Here is a 15446-nt window from a genome sequence, read left to right as displayed (position 1 = left end):
GAACGCCCGATTCCCTTGGCACACAGAGCGGCTCGGCCGTCCACTGTGGACGGGCGACACTGCCTGGTGACCCGAGCTTCACCTCTGTCTAGGCTCGGGCCATGCGAAACGTGGAGGCCGAGGCGCTGGCACTGCTGTCCGACCTCGTCCGCATCGACAGCGTCAACCCGGGCCTCGTCCCGGGTGCCGCGGGCGAGGCGGGGATCGTCGAGCACCTCCGCTCGCGGCTGCACGGTTCGGGCTTCGTCACCACGGTCGTGCCGGCGCCCGGCCATGCCAATCGCCCCAGCCTGATAGCGGTACCCCCGGGACCGGCCGAGTGGCCGACCCTCGTGCTGAACGGCCACCTCGACACCGTGGGTGTGGCCGGGATGCCGGAGCCGTTCGCGCCTCGGCTCGACGGGGACCGGCTCTTCGGTCGCGGCGCCGCGGACATGAAGGGCGGCGTGGCCGCGATCGTTGCCGCCGCGGAGCACCTGGTGGCGGCGAAGGCGCCGGTTCGCCCGGTACTCGCGCTGGTGGCCGACGAGGAGGACGCGAGCCTGGGCAGCGAGGCCGTGATCGACGCGCTCCCCGGGCTCGGGGTCCGGCCCGACGCCTGCCTGATCGCGGAGCCGACCGACCTCGCGCTGACCAGGTCGCTGCGCGGATTCGCCGTCGTGCGGGTGAGCTTCACCGGCCGCGCCGCGCACAGCTCGCAGGCGGACCTCGGCGTCAACGCCGTCACCCACCTGGGAAGGTTGCTGCACGCGGTCGACGAACGAGCCGCGGCCGTCCGCGCCGGCGGCGGCGACCTGATGGCGACGGTCGCGCGCGGCGGGCAGTCGCCGTTCGTGGTACCCGACCACGCCGAGTGCCTGGTCGAGCTGCGCACGACGGCGGGCCGCTCGAGCGCGGCGGCTCTCGAGGAGGTGCGCTCAATGCTCAAGCCGGAGTGGTACGCCACCGCCGAGCTCGTCGCCCATCGCGACGGCTGGCGGCTCGATGACACCGGGCCGGCCGCCGGGCTTTCCCGCCGCCTCGGAGATGAGCTCGGCACCGGACCGACCTTCGACGCGCCGTACTGGATGGAGGCGCCCCTGTGGCAGCAGCTCTGCCCCACCCTGGTGTGCGGTCCGTCCGGCGGCGGGTTGCACGCGGTCGACGAGTGGGTCGACGTGCGCCAGGTCCGCGCCCTCACCTCCGCACTGATCACGGTCCTGTCCGGCTGGAGCCCCGATGCCGACTGACCCGCGCGGGCTGCGCGGCGACGCGCCGCTGCTGGATGCCTGGCTGCGCTTCGGTGAGAGCCCTCCGACGCCGTTCACCATCCCGGGCCACAAGCAGCGCAGCGACCTCGTCGGCGATGTGGTCGCCGGCGACGTCCCGCTGTACGCCGGCCTCGACACCATGAAGCTCAGCAGCGGCGTGCTCGCCGAGGCCGAGGCCCGCGCGGCGCGGCTGTGGGGCGCGGACTTCTGCCGCTTCTCCACCGGCGGCGCGACCCACGCCAACCAGGCCGTCGCCCTGGCCGTCGCGGGCGACGGCGACCGGGTCATCGTGAGTCGCACCCTGCACCGTTCGCTGCTGCTCGGGCTGGTGCTGGCCGGCCTGACTCCCGTCTGGGTACGCCCCGAGGTCGACCCCGTCACCGGCCTCCCACTGGGCGTCGCACCGGCGACCGTACGGCGCGCCTTGACCGCGAATCCCGACGCGCGGGCGGTGTTCGTGGGCGACCCGTCGTACGTCGGCACCGTCGGCGACATCGCCGGCCTGGCCGACGCGGCGCACGAGTTCGGCGTACCGCTGGTGGTCGACGCCGCGTGGGCCGCCCACTTCGGCTTCCATCCCGCGCTGCCACGCCACCCGCTCCAGCTCGGCGCCGACGTCATGGTGACCAGCGCCCACAAGACGCTCCCCGCCTGGAGCCAGGCGGCGCTCGTGCTGGCCCGCACCGACCGCGTCGACGCGGCGCGCCTCGACGCCGGTATCGAGGCGACCGCGACCACCAGCCCGGCGGGCGCCATTCTCGCCAGCACCGACGCCGCCCGCGCGCTGCTCGAACGCGACGGCGCCGCCCTGCTCGGCGACGCCATCGAAGCCACCCGCCGGGCTCGTGCCCGGCTCCGCGACGTCGACGGCCTCACCGTCCTCGACGGTCCCGCGGTCGACCCGCTGAAACTGACGCTGCTGCTGTTCGGAACCGGCGCCGACGGCAACCTCGTCGAGCAGGACCTCCTGGCCGCCGGGCTGCCGGTCGAGTCCGCCGACCGCGACGTCCTCGTCGCCGTCGTCTCACTCGCCGACACCCCGGACTCCCTCGCCCGCCTGACCGCGGCCCTGGCTGACTCGGTGCAGCGGCACCGCGGCGCACCGCGCCCGGTCATCGGCCCGGCGGTGTACCAGGTCGAGCCGGTCGCGTCGATGCCGCCACGACAGGCCTTCTTCGCCGACGCCAAGACGCTGCCGGTCGACCAGGCCGTCGGACGGGTCTGCGCCGAGCTCGTCGCGCCGTATCCGCCCGGCATCCCCGTCCTCGCGCCCGGCGAGCAGATCACGGCCGAGGCGCTGGCGGCCCTCAACCAGGCCCGGCTCGCCGGCGTCAGAATCGCCTACGCGGCCGACCCGTCACTCGGCACTCTGCGAGTCACAAGTAGCTGAACGGGTCTGCGCCGAGCTCGTCGCGCCGTATCCGCCCGGCATCCCCGTCCTCGCGCCCGGCGAGCAGATCACGGCCGAGGCGCTGGCAGCCCTCAACCAGGCCCGGCTCGCCGGCATCAGAATCGCCTACGCGGCCGACCCGTCACTCGGCACTCTGCGAGTCACAAGTAGCTGAACCCGACCGGGCCGTCATGAGAGCGAGGCCGCCCATCGGGTGGCGCGCGAACTCACCGGCGTGCGCTACGGAAGATGCCAGACTTCGGTCATCGGCGCCCACTGCTCACCGTCGGGCGTTCCGTCGAGCCGCAGCTGGCACGGATCGGTGAGCTTCCACCACTCCTGCGTGACGGGGTCCGCAGCGATCGCGGCCGCGTCGGCGGCGTAGTCGTCGCCGGTGTACTCGTAGTACGCGAACAGCCACTCACCGCGGTGGAAGATCGTGTAGTTGGTGAAGTGGCTGGCGGTGAGGCGAGCCTCGACCGCCGGCCACACCTCACTGTGCAGCCGCAGATACGTTTCGCGATGCTCGGGGCGCAGGCCGATGACGGCTCCAAATCGACGCATGTCGCCGAGCATGAACGATCAACGCCGCGGAAGCCACCACGGTCGCCACTCAGTTGCGGCCGACGACCGCCACGAAAGTAAGTCAGTCCACACTGACAAACAACCGAGCCGCACCACGCGCGAGCGCCGCCGAAGCGCGAGTGCCGCGGAGGTAAGTCAGTCCACACTGACAAACAACCAAGCCGGACCCCGCGAGCGCCGCCGAAGCGCGAGTGCAGCCGAGTAAGTCAGTCCACACTGACAAACAACCGAACCAGACCCCGCGAGCGCCGCGGAAGCGCGAGTGCCGCAGAAGCGCGAGTGCCGCAGAAGCGCGAGTGCCGCAGAAGCGCGAGTGCCGCAGAAGCGCGAGTGCCGCGGAGGTAAGTCAGTGCGCACTGACAAACAACGGAGTCGCATCCCGCGCGAGTGCCGCGGAAAGCGCGAGTGCCGCGGAAAGGTGCGAGTGCCGCGGAAGTAAGTCAGTGCGCACTGACAAACAACGGAGTCGCATCCCGCGCGAGCGACGCGGAAGTGCGAGGGCTGTTACGCGAGCAGGGCCGCGGGCAGGTCGCGGATTGACTGCAGCACGTGCGTTGCGCCGGCGGCGCGAAGAGCCGGCTCGTCGTGGGCGCCGGTCAGGACGCCGGCCGCGAAGCGGGCGCCGGCGCGGAGGCCGCACAGCACGTCGTACGTCGTGTCGCCGGCCGTGGCCACCTCGCGGACGTCGTCGATCTCCAGGCGCAGCACCGCGGTCAGGACCAGGTCGGGAAACGGGCGGCCGCGGCCGGCCTCCGCCGGGACCAGCGTCAGGTCCGCGATGTCCTTCCAGCCCAGGGCGGCCAGGATGCGGTCGGCCGTGTGGCGGGAGAAGCCGGTGGTCAGGGCCACCTTGATGCCGGCCGTCCGGAGTTGCTCGATGACGTCGGCGGCGCCGGGGATCGGGGCGCAGTGGCCGTCGTCGACGAGCGCGGCGTACGCGCGCTCGAAAGCGGCGTTGCCGGCCTGGGCGGCGGGTTCGTCGCCGGAGAGCAGGTGGCGGAAGACGCTGATCTTCGACTCGCCCATGGTGGCGCGGACGTGGGCGAGCATGGCGTCGTACGCCGGGTCGCCCGGGTGCACGCCCTGCTCGGCGATCGCGGCGGTGAAGGCGCGCTCGACCAGGCCGCCGTCCTGCACGGTGGTGCCGGCCATGTCCAGGACTACGAGATCTACCACGACAGCTCCTCGGGCGGTCCGCTCGGCGATGGCAGGGGAACAGGTCATGCCACGGCCGCCCGGGCCCGTCACCACGCCGCCGTCCTGCACGGTGGTGCCGGCCATGTCCAGCACTACGAGATCTACCACGACAGCTCCTCGGCGATCCGTTCGGCGATGGCAGGGGAACAGGTCATGCCGCGCCGTCCTGCACGGTGGTGCCGGCCATGTCCAGGACTACGAGACCTACCACGACAGCTCCTCGGCGGTCCGCTCGGCGATGGCAGGCGAACAGGTCATGCCGCGGCCGCCCGGGCCCGTCACCAGGCAGACGCCCTCGGCGACGATCGCGCGGTAGGCGACGGCCGCGGGGTCCAGGCACTGGGCGTACACACCGTTCCAGCGGCGCTCGATGCGCGGCAGCGGGCGGCCCAGCAGGGAGGACGCAACCTCGGTCAGGTGGTCGTACGGGGGCTCGACCTCGTCGAACGGGAACGGCTCGGCGTAGGCGTGGGTGTCGCCGATGGTCAGGCCGCCGTCGAGGCGCTGGACCATGAGCAGCTGCATCTTGTGCTCGGCGGCGACGGGGGGCTGCGGCTGCGATTCGGCCAGGGGCGCCGAGTCGTACGCCGGGTAGTACCGGAAGCTGTCGGCGTCCGCGACCGACGTGGTCAGCGGCTCGCCCAGCGGCGCGGTCTGGGCCATCTGCAGCCACACGCGGCGGATCGGCAGCGGGCCGGCCAGCTCGCGCACCAGGCCGCCGAGCGCCGCGCCCGTGGCCAGGACCACCTGGTCGGCGGCGTGCACGGCGCCCGTGTCGTCGCGGACCGCGCCCGGGGCGGCGTCGCGGACCTCGCGGCCGGGGAGCCAGGTGTAGCGGCCGGTCGGCTCCAGGCAGGCGCGCAGGGCCGGCAGGGCGACGCGCGGCTCGACGGCGCCGTCGGCGGCGCAGTGCAGGCCGCCGAGGAAGTCGCCGCGCAGCGCCGGGTTCACCGCGCGGACGGCCGGTGCGTCCAGCAGGCGCCAGCCGCGCTCGGCGGCCACGGCGGGGTCGGCCACGGCGGCCTCGGCGACCGCCCACTCCCCCGCGGTGCGGATCAGCGTCATCGAGCCGTTGCCGCGGAAGCCGACGCCGGGGACCTCCGCCCCGATCTGCTCCCACAGGCGCCGGGCGCGCAGCGCGGTGGCCAGCTCGGGGCCCGGCGAGCGGCCCGACACCCAGACCAGGCCGAAGTTGCGCACCGAGGCGCCGCGGGCCTCGGCCTCGCGCTCGAGGTGGACGACCTCGTGGCCGCGCCGCACGGCATGCCAGGCGTGCATGGTGCCGAGCACCCCGCCGCCGACGATCACGATCCTCACGTACACCCCAAATGATTAAAGGTTCGAACCTTTAATCTACCGGAGCACCGTCTCGAAGCCAATGCGGTCGCCGCGGTACAGCGAGCGGACCCACTCGATCGGCTCGCCGCGCTGGTCGGCGGAGAGGCGCTGGATGAGCAGCATCGGCGTCGACGGGTTGGTCCCGAGCAGGTGGGCGTCGCGCGGCGTGGCCAGGATGGTCTCGATCCGCTCGCGGGCCTCGGTGTACACGAGGCCGTAGCGCGAGGCCATGTGGCGGTACAGCGACGTCGTCGGGTCGAAGCCGTCCATCAGGTCCGGGAAGCGGGCCAGCGGCAGGTACGTGCTCTCCAGCCCCAGCGGCTCGTCGTCGGCGAGCAGGACCCGCTCCAGGTGCCACACGTGCGTCTCGGGATCGATGCGCAGGTCCGCGGCGAGCGTCGCGCCCGGTGGGCGGGTCTCCACCGTCACCACCCGCCGGCCGGGGCGGCGGCCCTGCTCGCGGACCGCCTCGGTGTACGACACCAGGCCCAGCGGCTGGATCAGCTTCGGCGGCGCGACGAACGTGCCCCGGCCCCGGAACGCGTTGAGCCGCCCCTCGACCGTGAGCTCCTGGATCGCCAGGCGCACCGTGGAGCGCGCGACGCCGTAGCGGGCGGCCAGCTCGCGTTCGGCCGGCAGCAGCGCGCCCACCCCGAGCTCGGCGAGCAGGCTCAGCAGCTGCGCCTTCACCGCGTAGTGCTTGGGGATGCGCCCGTGCGAGGGCACGCCGGAGTCGACCGCGCTATGCATTTCGATGTTGTACCGCATGAAAAGCCGGTAGGTTGCCCAACCGTGGACGACGTCATGCGCGGCAGCGTGGCGAGCGGGTTCGAGCCCGTCGCCGAGACCTTCCGCCGGCTCCTCGAGTCCGGCGCCGAGACCGGGGCGTCCGTTGCGGCGTACGCGGGCGGCGAGCTCGTCGTGGACCTCTGGGGCGGCTGGGCCGACGCCGCCCGCACCCGGCCGTGGCGCGCCGACACCCTCGCCACGGTCTTCTCCGTCAGCAAGCCGGTCGTCGCCCTGGCCGTGCTGACCCGCGTCGCCGACGGGCGGATCGGGCTGGACGAGCCGGTCGCGCGGTACTGGCCGGCGTTCGCGCACCCGACCGGCACGGTCCGGCACGCGCTCGCCCATCAGCTGGGGCTGCCGGCGATCGCCGAGCCGCTCACCCCCGCCGAGGCCCTCGACTGGGAGCGGTGCACGGCGGCGGTGTTCGCGAGCCCGCTGGAGTGGGAGCCGGGGACCGGGGTGGGCGAGCACGCCCTGACGTACGGCAACATCCTCGGCGCGATCCTGCGCGGCGCAACGGGCGAGACCGTCGGCGAGGTGGTCCGCGGCCTCGGCCATGACGTCCACTTCGGACTGTCCACTGCGGACATCCAGCGGTGCGCGGAGGTCGAGCACGGCGCGGCCGACTGGCCGCAGCAGGCGGTGCACGGGCACGGCGAGCTGTGGGCGCGGGCCCTGGGCAACCCGGCCGGCCTGCTGGACCCGGCGGTGCTCAACGGCCCGGCGTGGCGCTCGGGCGAGCTGGCGGCCGTGAACGGGCACGCGACCGCGCGCGGGCTCGCCGGGCTGTACCAGGCGCTGCCCTCGCTGCTGCCGGCCGGCCTGCTCGCCGAGGCCCTGGCCCCGCAGGCCGAGGGCTTCGACCGGCTGCTCGAGGAGGACGCGACCTGGACCCTCGGGTGGCGCCGGGACGAGGGCTGGGTCGGCATGGGCGGCATCGGCGGGTCATCGGCCGGCGGCTTCCTCGACGAGCCGGGCGGCTACCGGATGGCGTACGTCACTCGGCACCTGGCCGATCATGATCGCAGCAACGCCCTCTACGACGCGGTCGAGGCCTGCCTGTAGGACGTCCGTTGGAAGTCATGGGAGCCGACTTGTGCCTACGAAAGCTTTTCATATAGCTTTTAGAAAAGCTTTGGAGGTACACCATGGAACTGCTCATCACAGGCGGGCGGCTCGTCTCCGGGGAGCCGGCCGACGTGCTCGTCGACGGGGGCGCCATCGTCGCCGTCGGGCGGCAGCCGCACGCCGTCGCGGACGAGGTCGTCGACGCGACCGGGCTCGTGGTCGCGCCGGGGCTGGTGGACGGGCACCGCCACGTCTGGCAGGCACCGCTGCGCGGCATCGGCGCCGACATGACGCTCACCGACTACTTCGGGGCGGTGCTGGGGCGGGCCCTCGACGCGTACACGCCGGCGGACGCGCACCTGGCCACGCTGCTGGGCGCGGCCGAGGCCCTCGACGCCGGAATCACGACCGTCGTCGACTGGTGCAACGTCGCCAAGTCGCGGGAGCACCTGGATGCGGTGCTCGACGCGTACGCCACGGCCGGCATCCGCGCGGTCGTCGCCCACGGCGGCCCGGGGCAGGACGGCGACGCCGAGTTCCTGGCGGGGCTGGACGGGCGGGTGCGCGGCGGGCTGGCGATCCTGGGGCCGCAGTACGGCGCCGGGGACGAGGCCGCGCGCCAGATCCGCCTCGCCCGGAGCCTCGGGCTGATGACGTCGATGCACATGGCCGGCGGCGCGGACGAGCCCCTCGACCGGCTGCACGCGGCCGGTCTGCTCGGGCCGCACCTGCAGTTCGTGCACGTCAACGCGATGACGCCGCACGAGGCGCGGCTGCTTTCCGACACCGGGGCGGGCGTGACGGTGACGCCCGTGGTGGAGGGCACGATGGGGCACGGGGCGTCGCCGTACTCGCGGTTCGCGGGGGCGGGCGGTCGCTGCGGCCTCGGTACGGACGTGGTCGTGAACGCCCCGCCGGACCTCTTCGAGCCGCTGCGCGACACCCTGCGCCGCCACCGCGCGGAGACGTCCTCGATGGCGCCGGCGGGCCCGGTACTCGCGGCGGCGACGGCGGACAGCGCCGCGGCGATCGGGCTCGGCTCGAGCGTCGGCGCGGTGGCCCCGGGGCTTCGCGCCGACCTGGTGCTGCTGTCCGGGCTGGCCCACGTGCGCGGCGACGCGGCGGCCGCCCTGGTCACGACGTCACGGTCGTCCGACGTGCACACGGTGATCGTCGACGGCCGGATCGTGAAGCGGGCCGGCCACCTGACGACGCTGGACCTCCCCAAACTCCGCGAGGCCGCCGTTTCACTCGCGCTTCGCGCGACGGACTGTTAAATCGTGAAATGTCCGATAAGTCGCGGCGCGCCAGCGCCCGACTTATCGGGGCGGCGCGGCGAGCAAGGCGCGCCAGCGCCCGACTTATCGGGGCGGCGCGGCGAGCAAGGCGCGCCAGCGCCTGGCTTATCGGGTCGGCGCGGTGATGGTCACGCGGGTCGGGCCGCCGGGCGGGCTGTCGATGCGCACGGTGCCGTCCACGGCGTCGAGGCGGTCCGCGATCCCGCGCAGCCCGGTGCCGGCCCCCGAATCGGCGCCGCCCGCGCCGTCGTCCGACACCGTGATGCGCAGCGTCCGCGGATCGGGCGAGAACGTGACCGTCGCGTGGGTGGCGGTCGTGTGCTTGACGACGTTGCCGAGGCATTCGGCGACGGCGAAGTACGCGGCCGTCTCCACCGCCGTCGGCAGCTCCGCCGGCGACTCCCCCACCACCGTGACCGGGACGGCGAGGTCCAGCGCCAGGGCGCGGACCGCGTCGCCGAGGCCGCGGTCGGCCAGCACCGCCGGGTGGATGCTGTGCATGACCGCGCGCAGGTCGGACAGGGCCGCGACGGCCGCCGCGCGGGCCTCCTCGACGAGCTTTGCGGCGGCGTCCGGGTCGCGGCGCAGCAGGCCGCCGGCCAGGCCCAGGGTCAGCGACAGGGAGACGAGGCGGGCCTGGGCGCCGTCGTGCAGGTCGCGCTCGACCCGCTTGAGCTCGGCGGCCTGGCGGTCCACGGCCCCGCGGCGGGAACGCAGCAGGGCGGCGACGCGCTCGGCGAGATTGCGTTCCCGGCGGTGGATCCACACGTGGGCGCCGAACAGGGCGCACAGGCCGAGCATCGTCCAGGCCGGCCAGAAGTACCCGCCGCCGCTGAGCACCCACACGGTGACGTCGACGGTGGCGAGCCACGCGCAGAATGCGCCGGAGATCGCCAGGGGGCGGCGCACGCGGGACGCCAGCAGGGCCGCGGCGGCGATCGCGGCGACGCCGAAGTACACCCAGCGGGGCCAGAAGTAGCCGCCGCCGATCGACGCCCACACGGCCGTGGCCGCGACGCAGGGCGCCGCGGCCAGGGCGAAGCGCACCAGGGGCCTCACCGGTACGCGAACTTCCGCAGCAGCGTCTCGGCCGGGCCGCGGTAGCCGCGGTCGGCCATCGCCTGCGCCGCCAGCGCCGAGAAGGCCCACACGAGCACCGCGGCCAGCGCCGCCGCCCAGGTCCCGCCCAGGTGCAGCGCCCACGGGGAGAAGAGCGCGAGCCAGCAGACGGACTGCAGGAGGTACCCGCTGAGGGAACGCTGACCGAGCGCGACCACCGGCGCCAGGGCGCGCGGGCGGCGGCGGCCGAGGTGCAGCGCGGCCAGGCCGAAGAGGGCGATGTAGCCGGGGCCGCCGTACTCGCCGGTCACCGCGTGGACTCGAGCCATGGCCTCGACGGTACCGGCGTCGGCGTGCAGCAGGCCGGCGCAGACCAGCGCGTAGGGCAGGGCGCCGAGCGTGGAGAACCCGAGCGACCAGATCGCGGTGTGGCGCAGCAGGCGGCGGTGCGCGGCCGGGTCCTCGAGCACGCGCCGGCGGGCGGCCCAGATGCCGAGCCACACGATCACGATGAACGGCAGCACGGTCGCGGTGTGCACGGGCCACTCGGCCATGCGGTCCAGCATGGACTGCGCGTACGAGCCGGCCGACAGGGACGGGTTCGGGCTGTTGACGAGGCCGGCGGTACCGCGGTGGGCGCCGACGAGGGCGATGACGATCAGGATCGCGGCGTCCACCGTCTGGATGACCCACAGCCACAGCACCACGCGATGGACGCGGTCGCCGCGGCGCACCAGCAGCAGCGTGGCGATGATGCCGACGATGCCGTACGCGCCAAGGAAGTCGCCGAAGTACAGCAGCGTGGCGTGCACCACCCCGAACACGATTAGGGCGGCGTTGCGGCGCAGGAGCACCCGGTTGCTGTTGCGGCGGGCCAGCTGCACCAGCCCGTAGCCGAACATGATCGCGAACACCGGATAGGCGCGGCTGTCCACGAACGTCGCCATGAGGAAGTTCGCGGCCCGCTGGAGAAACCCGTGCGGCGCCGGGTCGAGCCCCGGCTGCCCCGCGAACGCGAAGTTGGAGGCGTTGGCCAGCGCGATGAACAGCAGCATCGCCCCGCGGGCGAGATCCGGCGCCAGGGACCGCTCGGACTGCCGGACCGGCGCTTCGAGAACCGTCGTCGTCATGCCCGAAAGCCTCGCCATTCGCGGCCTTCGTATCCAGGACGGTGCTACCCCGGCGAAGGTGGTACCAGTACCCGTACTTCCTCCTGCTCTTACTCCTGTTCGAGGTACGCCAGGACCGCCAGCACCCGCCGGTTGTCGTCCTCGGAGGACTGCAGCCCGAGCTTGGCGAAGATGTTGTTGGTGTGCTTGGCAACGGCTTTCTCGGTGATGTACAGCGTGTGCCCGATCGCCGCGTTGGAGCGCCCCTGCGCCATGTGGCCGAGCACCTCCCGCTCCCGCGGCGTGAGCCGGTCCAGCGGCAGCGTGCGCTCGCGGCTGTCGAGCAGCTTCGCGACCACGGTCGGGTCGAGCGCCGTGCCGCCCCCGGCCACCCGCCGCACGGCATCGACGAAGTCGGCGACGTCGGAGACGCGGTCCTTGAGCAGGTAGCCGATCCCGCCGCGCCCGTCGGCGAGCAGCTCGCGGGCGTAGAGCCGCTCGACGTACTGCGACAGGACGAGCACCGGCAGCCCGGGGATCTGCGCCCGGGCGGCGAGCGCGGCCCGCAGCCCCTCGTCGGTGTGGGTGGGCGGCAGCCGCACGTCGACCACGGCGACGTCGGGCCGGTGCTCGAGCAGCGCCGCGAGCAGCTCGGGGCCGGTGCCGACGGCGGCGACGACCTCGAACTCGTGCGCCTCGAGGAGCCTGATCAGCCCGTCGCGCAGCAGCGCCAGATCCTCCGCCACGACCACACGCACGGGGCTAGATTATCGTGCGGCGCGTGGAGCCGTGGTGGTGGCCGATCGCCTGCTTCGCGTGCGCCGGCGCGGCGATGCTCGCCCTGTCCGTGTACGCGATCCGCCGTTTCCGCAGCGTACGCGCCGGCGCCGGCAGGCCCGGGCGGTACGCCGCGGGACAGCCGGCCGAGGCGAGCGTGATGTGGGTGGCGTACCGCCAGGAGGCCTTCCGCGGCGATCCGGTGGTCGGCGTCACGGTCCGGCTGGCCCCGGCCGACGGCTCCGAGCCGTTCACGGCCACCCGCGACCTCTTCGTCTCCGACCTCGCGGTGCCGTGGTTCGGCGAGCCGATGGCGGCCTGGTACGACCCTGCGGACCCGGGCCGGTTCGTGCTGACGACCCGGATCGACGCCGGCACCCCGCCGAGCCTGCGGGAGCTGCACGAGCAGCTGCGGTCCCGGCCCGCCTCGCCGGCGCCCCACCCGTGCGACGCCGTCGGCGTGCTCGCACGGATCGGCCGGCTCGACGAGGACCTGGCCGCCGGGCGGCTGACCCGCGAGGCCCACTTCGAGCAGCGCAACGACCTCTACAACGCCGCGTTCCCGTGACGCGTCAGAGGCCGCCGGCTACGCGGAGGGTGGCGCCCGTCGTGTACGACGACGCGGGGCTCAGCAGCCAGGCGATCGCCTCGGCGATCTCGGCCGGGGTGCCGAGGCGGCCGACCGGGATGCGGGACAGCACGTTCGTCGCGCGGTCCGGGTCGCCGGACTGCTGGTGGATCTCGGTGTCGACGAAGCCGGGGGCCACGCCGTTGACGCGGATGCCGTCGGCGGCCAGTTCCTTCGCCAGGCCCAGGGTCAGGGCGTCGACGGCGGCCTTGCTCGCCGCGTAGTGGATGTAGTTGCCGGGGCTGCCTAGCGTCGCCGCGGTCGACGAGACGTTGACGATCGCGCCGCCCGCGGTCATCACGCGGGCCGCCTCGCGGGCGCACAGGAACGCGCCGATCACGTTGATGTCCATGACCCGGCGCAGGTCCTCGGTCTTCAGGTCGGCCAGGCGGGTCAGCTCGGAGGCGACGCCGGCGTTGTTGACCAGGCCGGTGACCGGGCCGAGGCGCTCGGCGGCGGTGGCGAACAGCGCGGCGACGTCCTGCTCGTCGGCGGTGTCGGCCCGCACGGCGATCGCGGTGCCGCCGGCCGCGGTCACGGCGTCGACGACGCTCTGCGCGGCGGGCTCGTCGCTGCGGTACCCGACGACGACCCGGTGCCCGTCGCGGGCCAGGCGGCGGCAGGTCGCCGCGCCGATGCCCCGGCTGCCGCCGGTCACGATCGTGATCTGCTCCATGCCGGCAACCTAACCGAACGCTTCGCGGCCGTGGGGGTCGTTCCAGCCGGACGGGTCGGGGCCGACCGGGACGATGCCGGACGGGTTGATGTCGCGGTGGACCACGTAGTAGTGCTCCTTGATCTGCGCGAAGTCGATGGTGTCGCCGAAGCCCGGGGTCTGGAAGAGGTCCCGCGCGTACGCCCACAGCACCGGCATCTCGCTGAGCTTGCTGCGGTTGCACTTGAAGTGGCCGTGGTACACCGCGTCGAACCGGGCCAGGGTCGTGAACAGCCGGATGTCCGCCTCGGTGATGGAGGGGCCCACGAGGTACCGCTGCCGCGAAAGGCGCTCCGAGAGCCAGTCCAGCCGCGCGAACAGGCGGTGGTAGGCGTCCTCGTAGGACTTCTGGTCCTTCGCGAACCCGCAGCGGTACACCCCGTTGTTCACGTCCTGGTAGACGACCGCGTTGACCTCGTCGATCTCCGCGCGCAGGGCCTCGGGGTAGAGGTCGGGCGCGCCCTCGCGGTGGTACGCCCGCCACTGCGTCGACAGGTCCAGCGTGATCTGGGCGAAGTCGTTCGTCACCACCTCGCCGGTGGGCACATCGACGATCGCCGGGACCGTGATGCCGCGCTCGTAGCCGGGAAAGCGCTTGAAGTACGCCTCCTGGAGCCGCTCGATGCCGAGCACCGGGTCGCGGCCGCCGGGGTCGAGGTCGAACGTCCAGCTGCGCTCGTCGTGCGTGGGCCCGCACAGGCCCAGGGACAGCACGTCCTGCAGCCCCAGCAGCTCGCGCACGATGATCGCCCGGTTGGCCCACGGGCACGCGCGGGCTGCCACGAGGCGGTAGCGGCCCGGCTCGACCGGATAGCCGTCACGGCCGTCGGCGGTGATGCGGGTGCCGATGTACCGCGAGTCGCGTTGGTATTCGCCGCTCACGTCCCCATTAGACCAGCTGCGGGTACAGCGCCGCCGGGTCGGCGGACAGCCCGCGCTTCACGGTGCGGGTGATGTCGTCGGCGAGCACCTCGAACGCGCCCGCCTCGACGCCGTCGAACGCCTGCCGGGCCACGTCCTCGGCGGACGCCTTCGGCCCGTCGACGGTCGCGGCCATGTCGGTGTCGATGTACCCGACGTGCAGCCCGGTCACGCCGGTGCCCTGCGGCGCGAGCTCGAGCCGGAACCCGTTCGTCGCCTGCCACAGCGCGGCCTTGCCGGCGCTGTACGAGGTGGCGTAGCTGATCCACGACAGCACCGAGTGGACGTTGAGCAGGTGCCCGCCGCCGTTGTTCGCCAGCACCGGGGCGAACGCGCGGGTGACCAGCACGGGGCCGTAGAAGTTGGTCTCGAACTCGCGCCGGACCTCGTCGAGGTCGCCGTCGAGCAGGCTCTGCCGGGTGCTGATGCCGGCGTTGTTCACGACCAGGGTCACGTCGCCGGCCTCGGTGGCGGCCCGGCGTACCGAATCCGGGTCCGTGACGTCGAGGGCGAGCGGCGTGGCGCCCGGCGTGTCCACCGACCGCGGGTCGCGGGCCGCCGCGTAGACCTTGCGCGCGCCGCGGGCCAGCGCCTCCCGCACGAATGCCTTGCCGAGCCCCCGGTTGCCGCCCGTGACCAGCACGACCGCGTTCTCGATCTGCATGTCTCTCCCCTTGCGTGAGTCTGGAAACCGATCGGTTTCCACCACCGTAAACCGATCGGTGTCCGTTTGTCGAGCCGCGCGCTAACCTGCTGGTGTGACCTCGACCGCCCCGCCCCGCGAACGCCTCCTGCGCGCCGCCGCCCAGCTCTTCTACGCCGAGGGCGTCTCGGTCGGCGTGGAGCGCCTGTGCCAGACGGCCGGCGTGTCGAAGCGGTCGATGTACGCGCTGTTCACCACGAAGGACGAGGTCATCGCCGAGGCGCTGCGCGTGCACGGCCCGGCGTCGGTCGCGTCGTACTTCCCCGATCCGGCCGCGGACATGCCCCCGCGCGAGCGCATCCTGCACGTGTTCGCCCGCCTGGAGGAGCGCACGGCGGCGCAGGCGTTCCACGGCTGCCCGTTCGTCAACACGGCCATCGAGCTGCACGACCCCGCACATCCCGCCAGCGGCGTCGCGCTTGCGTTCAAGCGGGAGCTGGAGTCGTACTTTCACCAGCACGCCGTGTCGCTCGGCGCACCCGACCCGCAGTTCCTGGCCGCCCAGCTCACGATGCTGTTCGACGGCGCCGCGGTGCGCGCCGTGATGCGGGCCGCCCCGCTGGACGGCCTCGCGCTGCGCGCCGCGACCGGGCTGCTGGGAAGTACTTGAGGACCGCTT

General features: G+C 73.5%; 16 protein-coding genes and 1 pseudogene. 7 read left to right on the top strand and 10 right to left on the bottom strand.

From position 1 onward, the window contains the following. Positions 1 to 101 precede the first annotated feature (101 nt). The 3 genes and pseudogenes from ACQEVU_RS13980 to ACQEVU_RS13970 form a co-directional block, all read left to right on the top strand. Entirely contained in the window at positions 102 to 1229 is a 1128-nt protein-coding gene (locus ACQEVU_RS13980) for a M20 family metallopeptidase (protein WP_433323405.1), read from the top strand. Continuing rightward, entirely contained in the window at positions 1219 to 2640 is a 1422-nt protein-coding gene (locus tag ACQEVU_RS13975; protein ID WP_433323403.1) for an aminotransferase class I/II-fold pyridoxal phosphate-dependent enzyme, read from the top strand. The genes ACQEVU_RS13980 and ACQEVU_RS13975 overlap by 11 nt, the downstream gene beginning before the upstream one ends. A 34-nt stretch (positions 2641 to 2674) precedes the next feature. Then, positions 2675 to 2815 (top strand): annotated as a pseudogene (locus tag ACQEVU_RS13970) (hypothetical protein); the annotation flags it as partial. A gap of 65 nt (positions 2816 to 2880) precedes the next feature. Here the strand turns inward: ACQEVU_RS13970 and ACQEVU_RS13965 are convergent. The 4 genes from ACQEVU_RS13965 to ACQEVU_RS13950 all read right to left on the bottom strand — a co-directional run bounded on the left by ACQEVU_RS13965 (position 2881) and on the right by ACQEVU_RS13950 (position 6510). Then, a complete protein-coding gene (locus ACQEVU_RS13965; RefSeq protein WP_433323401.1) occupies positions 2881 to 3204 on the bottom strand; it encodes an L-rhamnose mutarotase in 324 nt (107 codons plus the stop codon). Between the two features lie 525 nt (positions 3205 to 3729). Next, the gene (locus ACQEVU_RS13960; protein ID WP_433334920.1) at positions 3730 to 4449 is read right to left on the bottom strand and encodes a phosphonatase-like hydrolase; all 720 of its coding nucleotides are present in this window, start codon (positions 4447 to 4449) and stop codon (positions 3730 to 3732) included. Between the two features lie 177 nt (positions 4450 to 4626). Next, positions 4627 to 5739: a TIGR03364 family FAD-dependent oxidoreductase gene (locus tag ACQEVU_RS13955; protein WP_433323399.1), complete on the bottom strand. Its 1113-nt coding sequence runs from the start codon at positions 5737 to 5739 to the stop codon at positions 4627 to 4629. A 36-nt stretch (positions 5740 to 5775) separates the two neighbouring features. Continuing rightward, positions 5776 to 6510, bottom strand: coding sequence for a GntR family transcriptional regulator (locus ACQEVU_RS13950; protein WP_433323397.1), 735 nt, complete (start codon positions 6508 to 6510; stop codon positions 5776 to 5778). Positions 6511 to 6552: 42 nt separating this feature from the next. Here ACQEVU_RS13950 and ACQEVU_RS13945 point away from each other — a divergent pair, with 42 nt between their 5' ends. Both ACQEVU_RS13945 and ACQEVU_RS13940 read left to right on the top strand, forming a co-directional pair. Continuing rightward, entirely contained in the window at positions 6553 to 7614 is a 1062-nt protein-coding gene (locus tag ACQEVU_RS13945; protein WP_433323395.1) for a serine hydrolase domain-containing protein, read from the top strand. Positions 7615 to 7697: 83 nt separating this feature from the next. Then, the gene (locus tag ACQEVU_RS13940) at positions 7698 to 8894 is read left to right on the top strand and encodes an amidohydrolase family protein (RefSeq protein ID WP_433323393.1); all 1197 of its coding nucleotides are present in this window, start codon (positions 7698 to 7700) and stop codon (positions 8892 to 8894) included. 126 nt (positions 8895 to 9020) lie between these two features. On the opposite strand, the gene ACQEVU_RS13935 is transcribed toward ACQEVU_RS13940, so the two are convergent. The 3 genes from ACQEVU_RS13935 to ACQEVU_RS13925 form a co-directional block, all read right to left on the bottom strand. Continuing rightward, the gene (locus ACQEVU_RS13935; protein ID WP_433323391.1) at positions 9021 to 9974 is read right to left on the bottom strand and encodes a sensor histidine kinase; all 954 of its coding nucleotides are present in this window, start codon (positions 9972 to 9974) and stop codon (positions 9021 to 9023) included. Next, on the bottom strand, positions 9971 to 11104 hold the full coding sequence (locus ACQEVU_RS13930) for a DUF418 domain-containing protein (protein WP_433323389.1): 1134 nt from the start codon (positions 11102 to 11104) through the stop codon (positions 9971 to 9973). Before ACQEVU_RS13930 ends, ACQEVU_RS13935 begins: the two co-directional genes overlap by 4 nt. 89 nt (positions 11105 to 11193) lie before the next feature. Then, on the bottom strand, positions 11194 to 11841 hold the full coding sequence (locus ACQEVU_RS13925) for a response regulator transcription factor (RefSeq protein ID WP_433323387.1): 648 nt from the start codon (positions 11839 to 11841) through the stop codon (positions 11194 to 11196). Between the two features lie 23 nt (positions 11842 to 11864). Between ACQEVU_RS13925 and ACQEVU_RS13920 the strand changes: the two genes are divergently transcribed. Continuing rightward, complete coding sequence (locus tag ACQEVU_RS13920) at positions 11865 to 12428, top strand: hypothetical protein (RefSeq protein ID WP_433323385.1); 564 nt, start codon at positions 11865 to 11867, stop codon at positions 12426 to 12428. Positions 12429 to 12432: 4 nt separating this feature from the next. Here the strand turns inward: ACQEVU_RS13920 and ACQEVU_RS13915 are convergent, their stop codons facing one another. From ACQEVU_RS13915 to ACQEVU_RS13905, 3 genes are read right to left on the bottom strand one after another with little or no spacing between them, the layout of a single operon-like run. Next, on the bottom strand, positions 12433 to 13164 hold the full coding sequence (locus tag ACQEVU_RS13915) for an SDR family NAD(P)-dependent oxidoreductase (RefSeq protein WP_433323383.1): 732 nt from the start codon (positions 13162 to 13164) through the stop codon (positions 12433 to 12435). Between the two features lie 9 nt (positions 13165 to 13173). Continuing rightward, the gene (locus ACQEVU_RS13910) at positions 13174 to 14085 is read right to left on the bottom strand and encodes a glutathione S-transferase family protein (RefSeq protein WP_433323381.1); all 912 of its coding nucleotides are present in this window, start codon (positions 14083 to 14085) and stop codon (positions 13174 to 13176) included. A gap of 7 nt (positions 14086 to 14092) precedes the next feature. Next, entirely contained in the window at positions 14093 to 14788 is a 696-nt protein-coding gene (locus ACQEVU_RS13905; RefSeq protein WP_433323379.1) for an SDR family oxidoreductase, read from the bottom strand. A gap of 94 nt (positions 14789 to 14882) precedes the next feature. On the opposite strand from ACQEVU_RS13905, the gene ACQEVU_RS13900 reads away from it, so the two are divergent. Next, on the top strand, positions 14883 to 15437 hold the full coding sequence (locus ACQEVU_RS13900) for a TetR/AcrR family transcriptional regulator (RefSeq protein ID WP_433323377.1): 555 nt from the start codon (positions 14883 to 14885) through the stop codon (positions 15435 to 15437). Positions 15438 to 15446: the final 9 nt, after the last annotated feature.

Source organism: Dactylosporangium sp. CA-139066, assembly GCF_050936175.1.
GTDB lineage: Bacteria > Actinomycetota > Actinomycetes > Mycobacteriales > Micromonosporaceae > Dactylosporangium.
This window is presented reverse-complemented; position numbering and strand designations above follow the sequence as displayed.

What these genes read in the sequence shown, in the direction of transcription:
- ACQEVU_RS13980 (WP_433323405.1), top strand. Translation starts at nt 102, where the DNA reads ATGCGAAACGTGGAGGCCGAGGCGCTGGCACTGCTGTCCGACCTCGTC.
- ACQEVU_RS13975 (WP_433323403.1), top strand. Translation starts at nt 1,219, where the DNA reads ATGCCGACTGACCCGCGCGGGCTGCGCGGCGACGCGCCGCTGCTGGAT.
- ACQEVU_RS13965 (WP_433323401.1), bottom strand. Translation starts at nt 3,204, where the DNA reads ATGCGTCGATTTGGAGCCGTCATCGGCCTGCGCCCCGAGCATCGCGAA.
- ACQEVU_RS13960 (WP_433334920.1), bottom strand. Translation starts at nt 4,449, where the DNA reads ATGACCTGTTCCCCTGCCATCGCCGAGCGGACCGCCCGAGGAGCTGTC.
- ACQEVU_RS13950 (WP_433323397.1), bottom strand. Translation starts at nt 6,510, where the DNA reads ATGCATAGCGCGGTCGACTCCGGCGTGCCCTCGCACGGGCGCATCCCC.
- ACQEVU_RS13940 (WP_433323393.1), top strand. Translation starts at nt 7,698, where the DNA reads ATGGAACTGCTCATCACAGGCGGGCGGCTCGTCTCCGGGGAGCCGGCC.
- ACQEVU_RS13930 (WP_433323389.1), bottom strand. Translation starts at nt 11,104, where the DNA reads ATGACGACGACGGTTCTCGAAGCGCCGGTCCGGCAGTCCGAGCGGTCC.
- ACQEVU_RS13915 (WP_433323383.1), bottom strand. Translation starts at nt 13,164, where the DNA reads ATGGAGCAGATCACGATCGTGACCGGCGGCAGCCGGGGCATCGGCGCG.
- ACQEVU_RS13905 (WP_433323379.1), bottom strand. Translation starts at nt 14,788, where the DNA reads ATGCAGATCGAGAACGCGGTCGTGCTGGTCACGGGCGGCAACCGGGGG.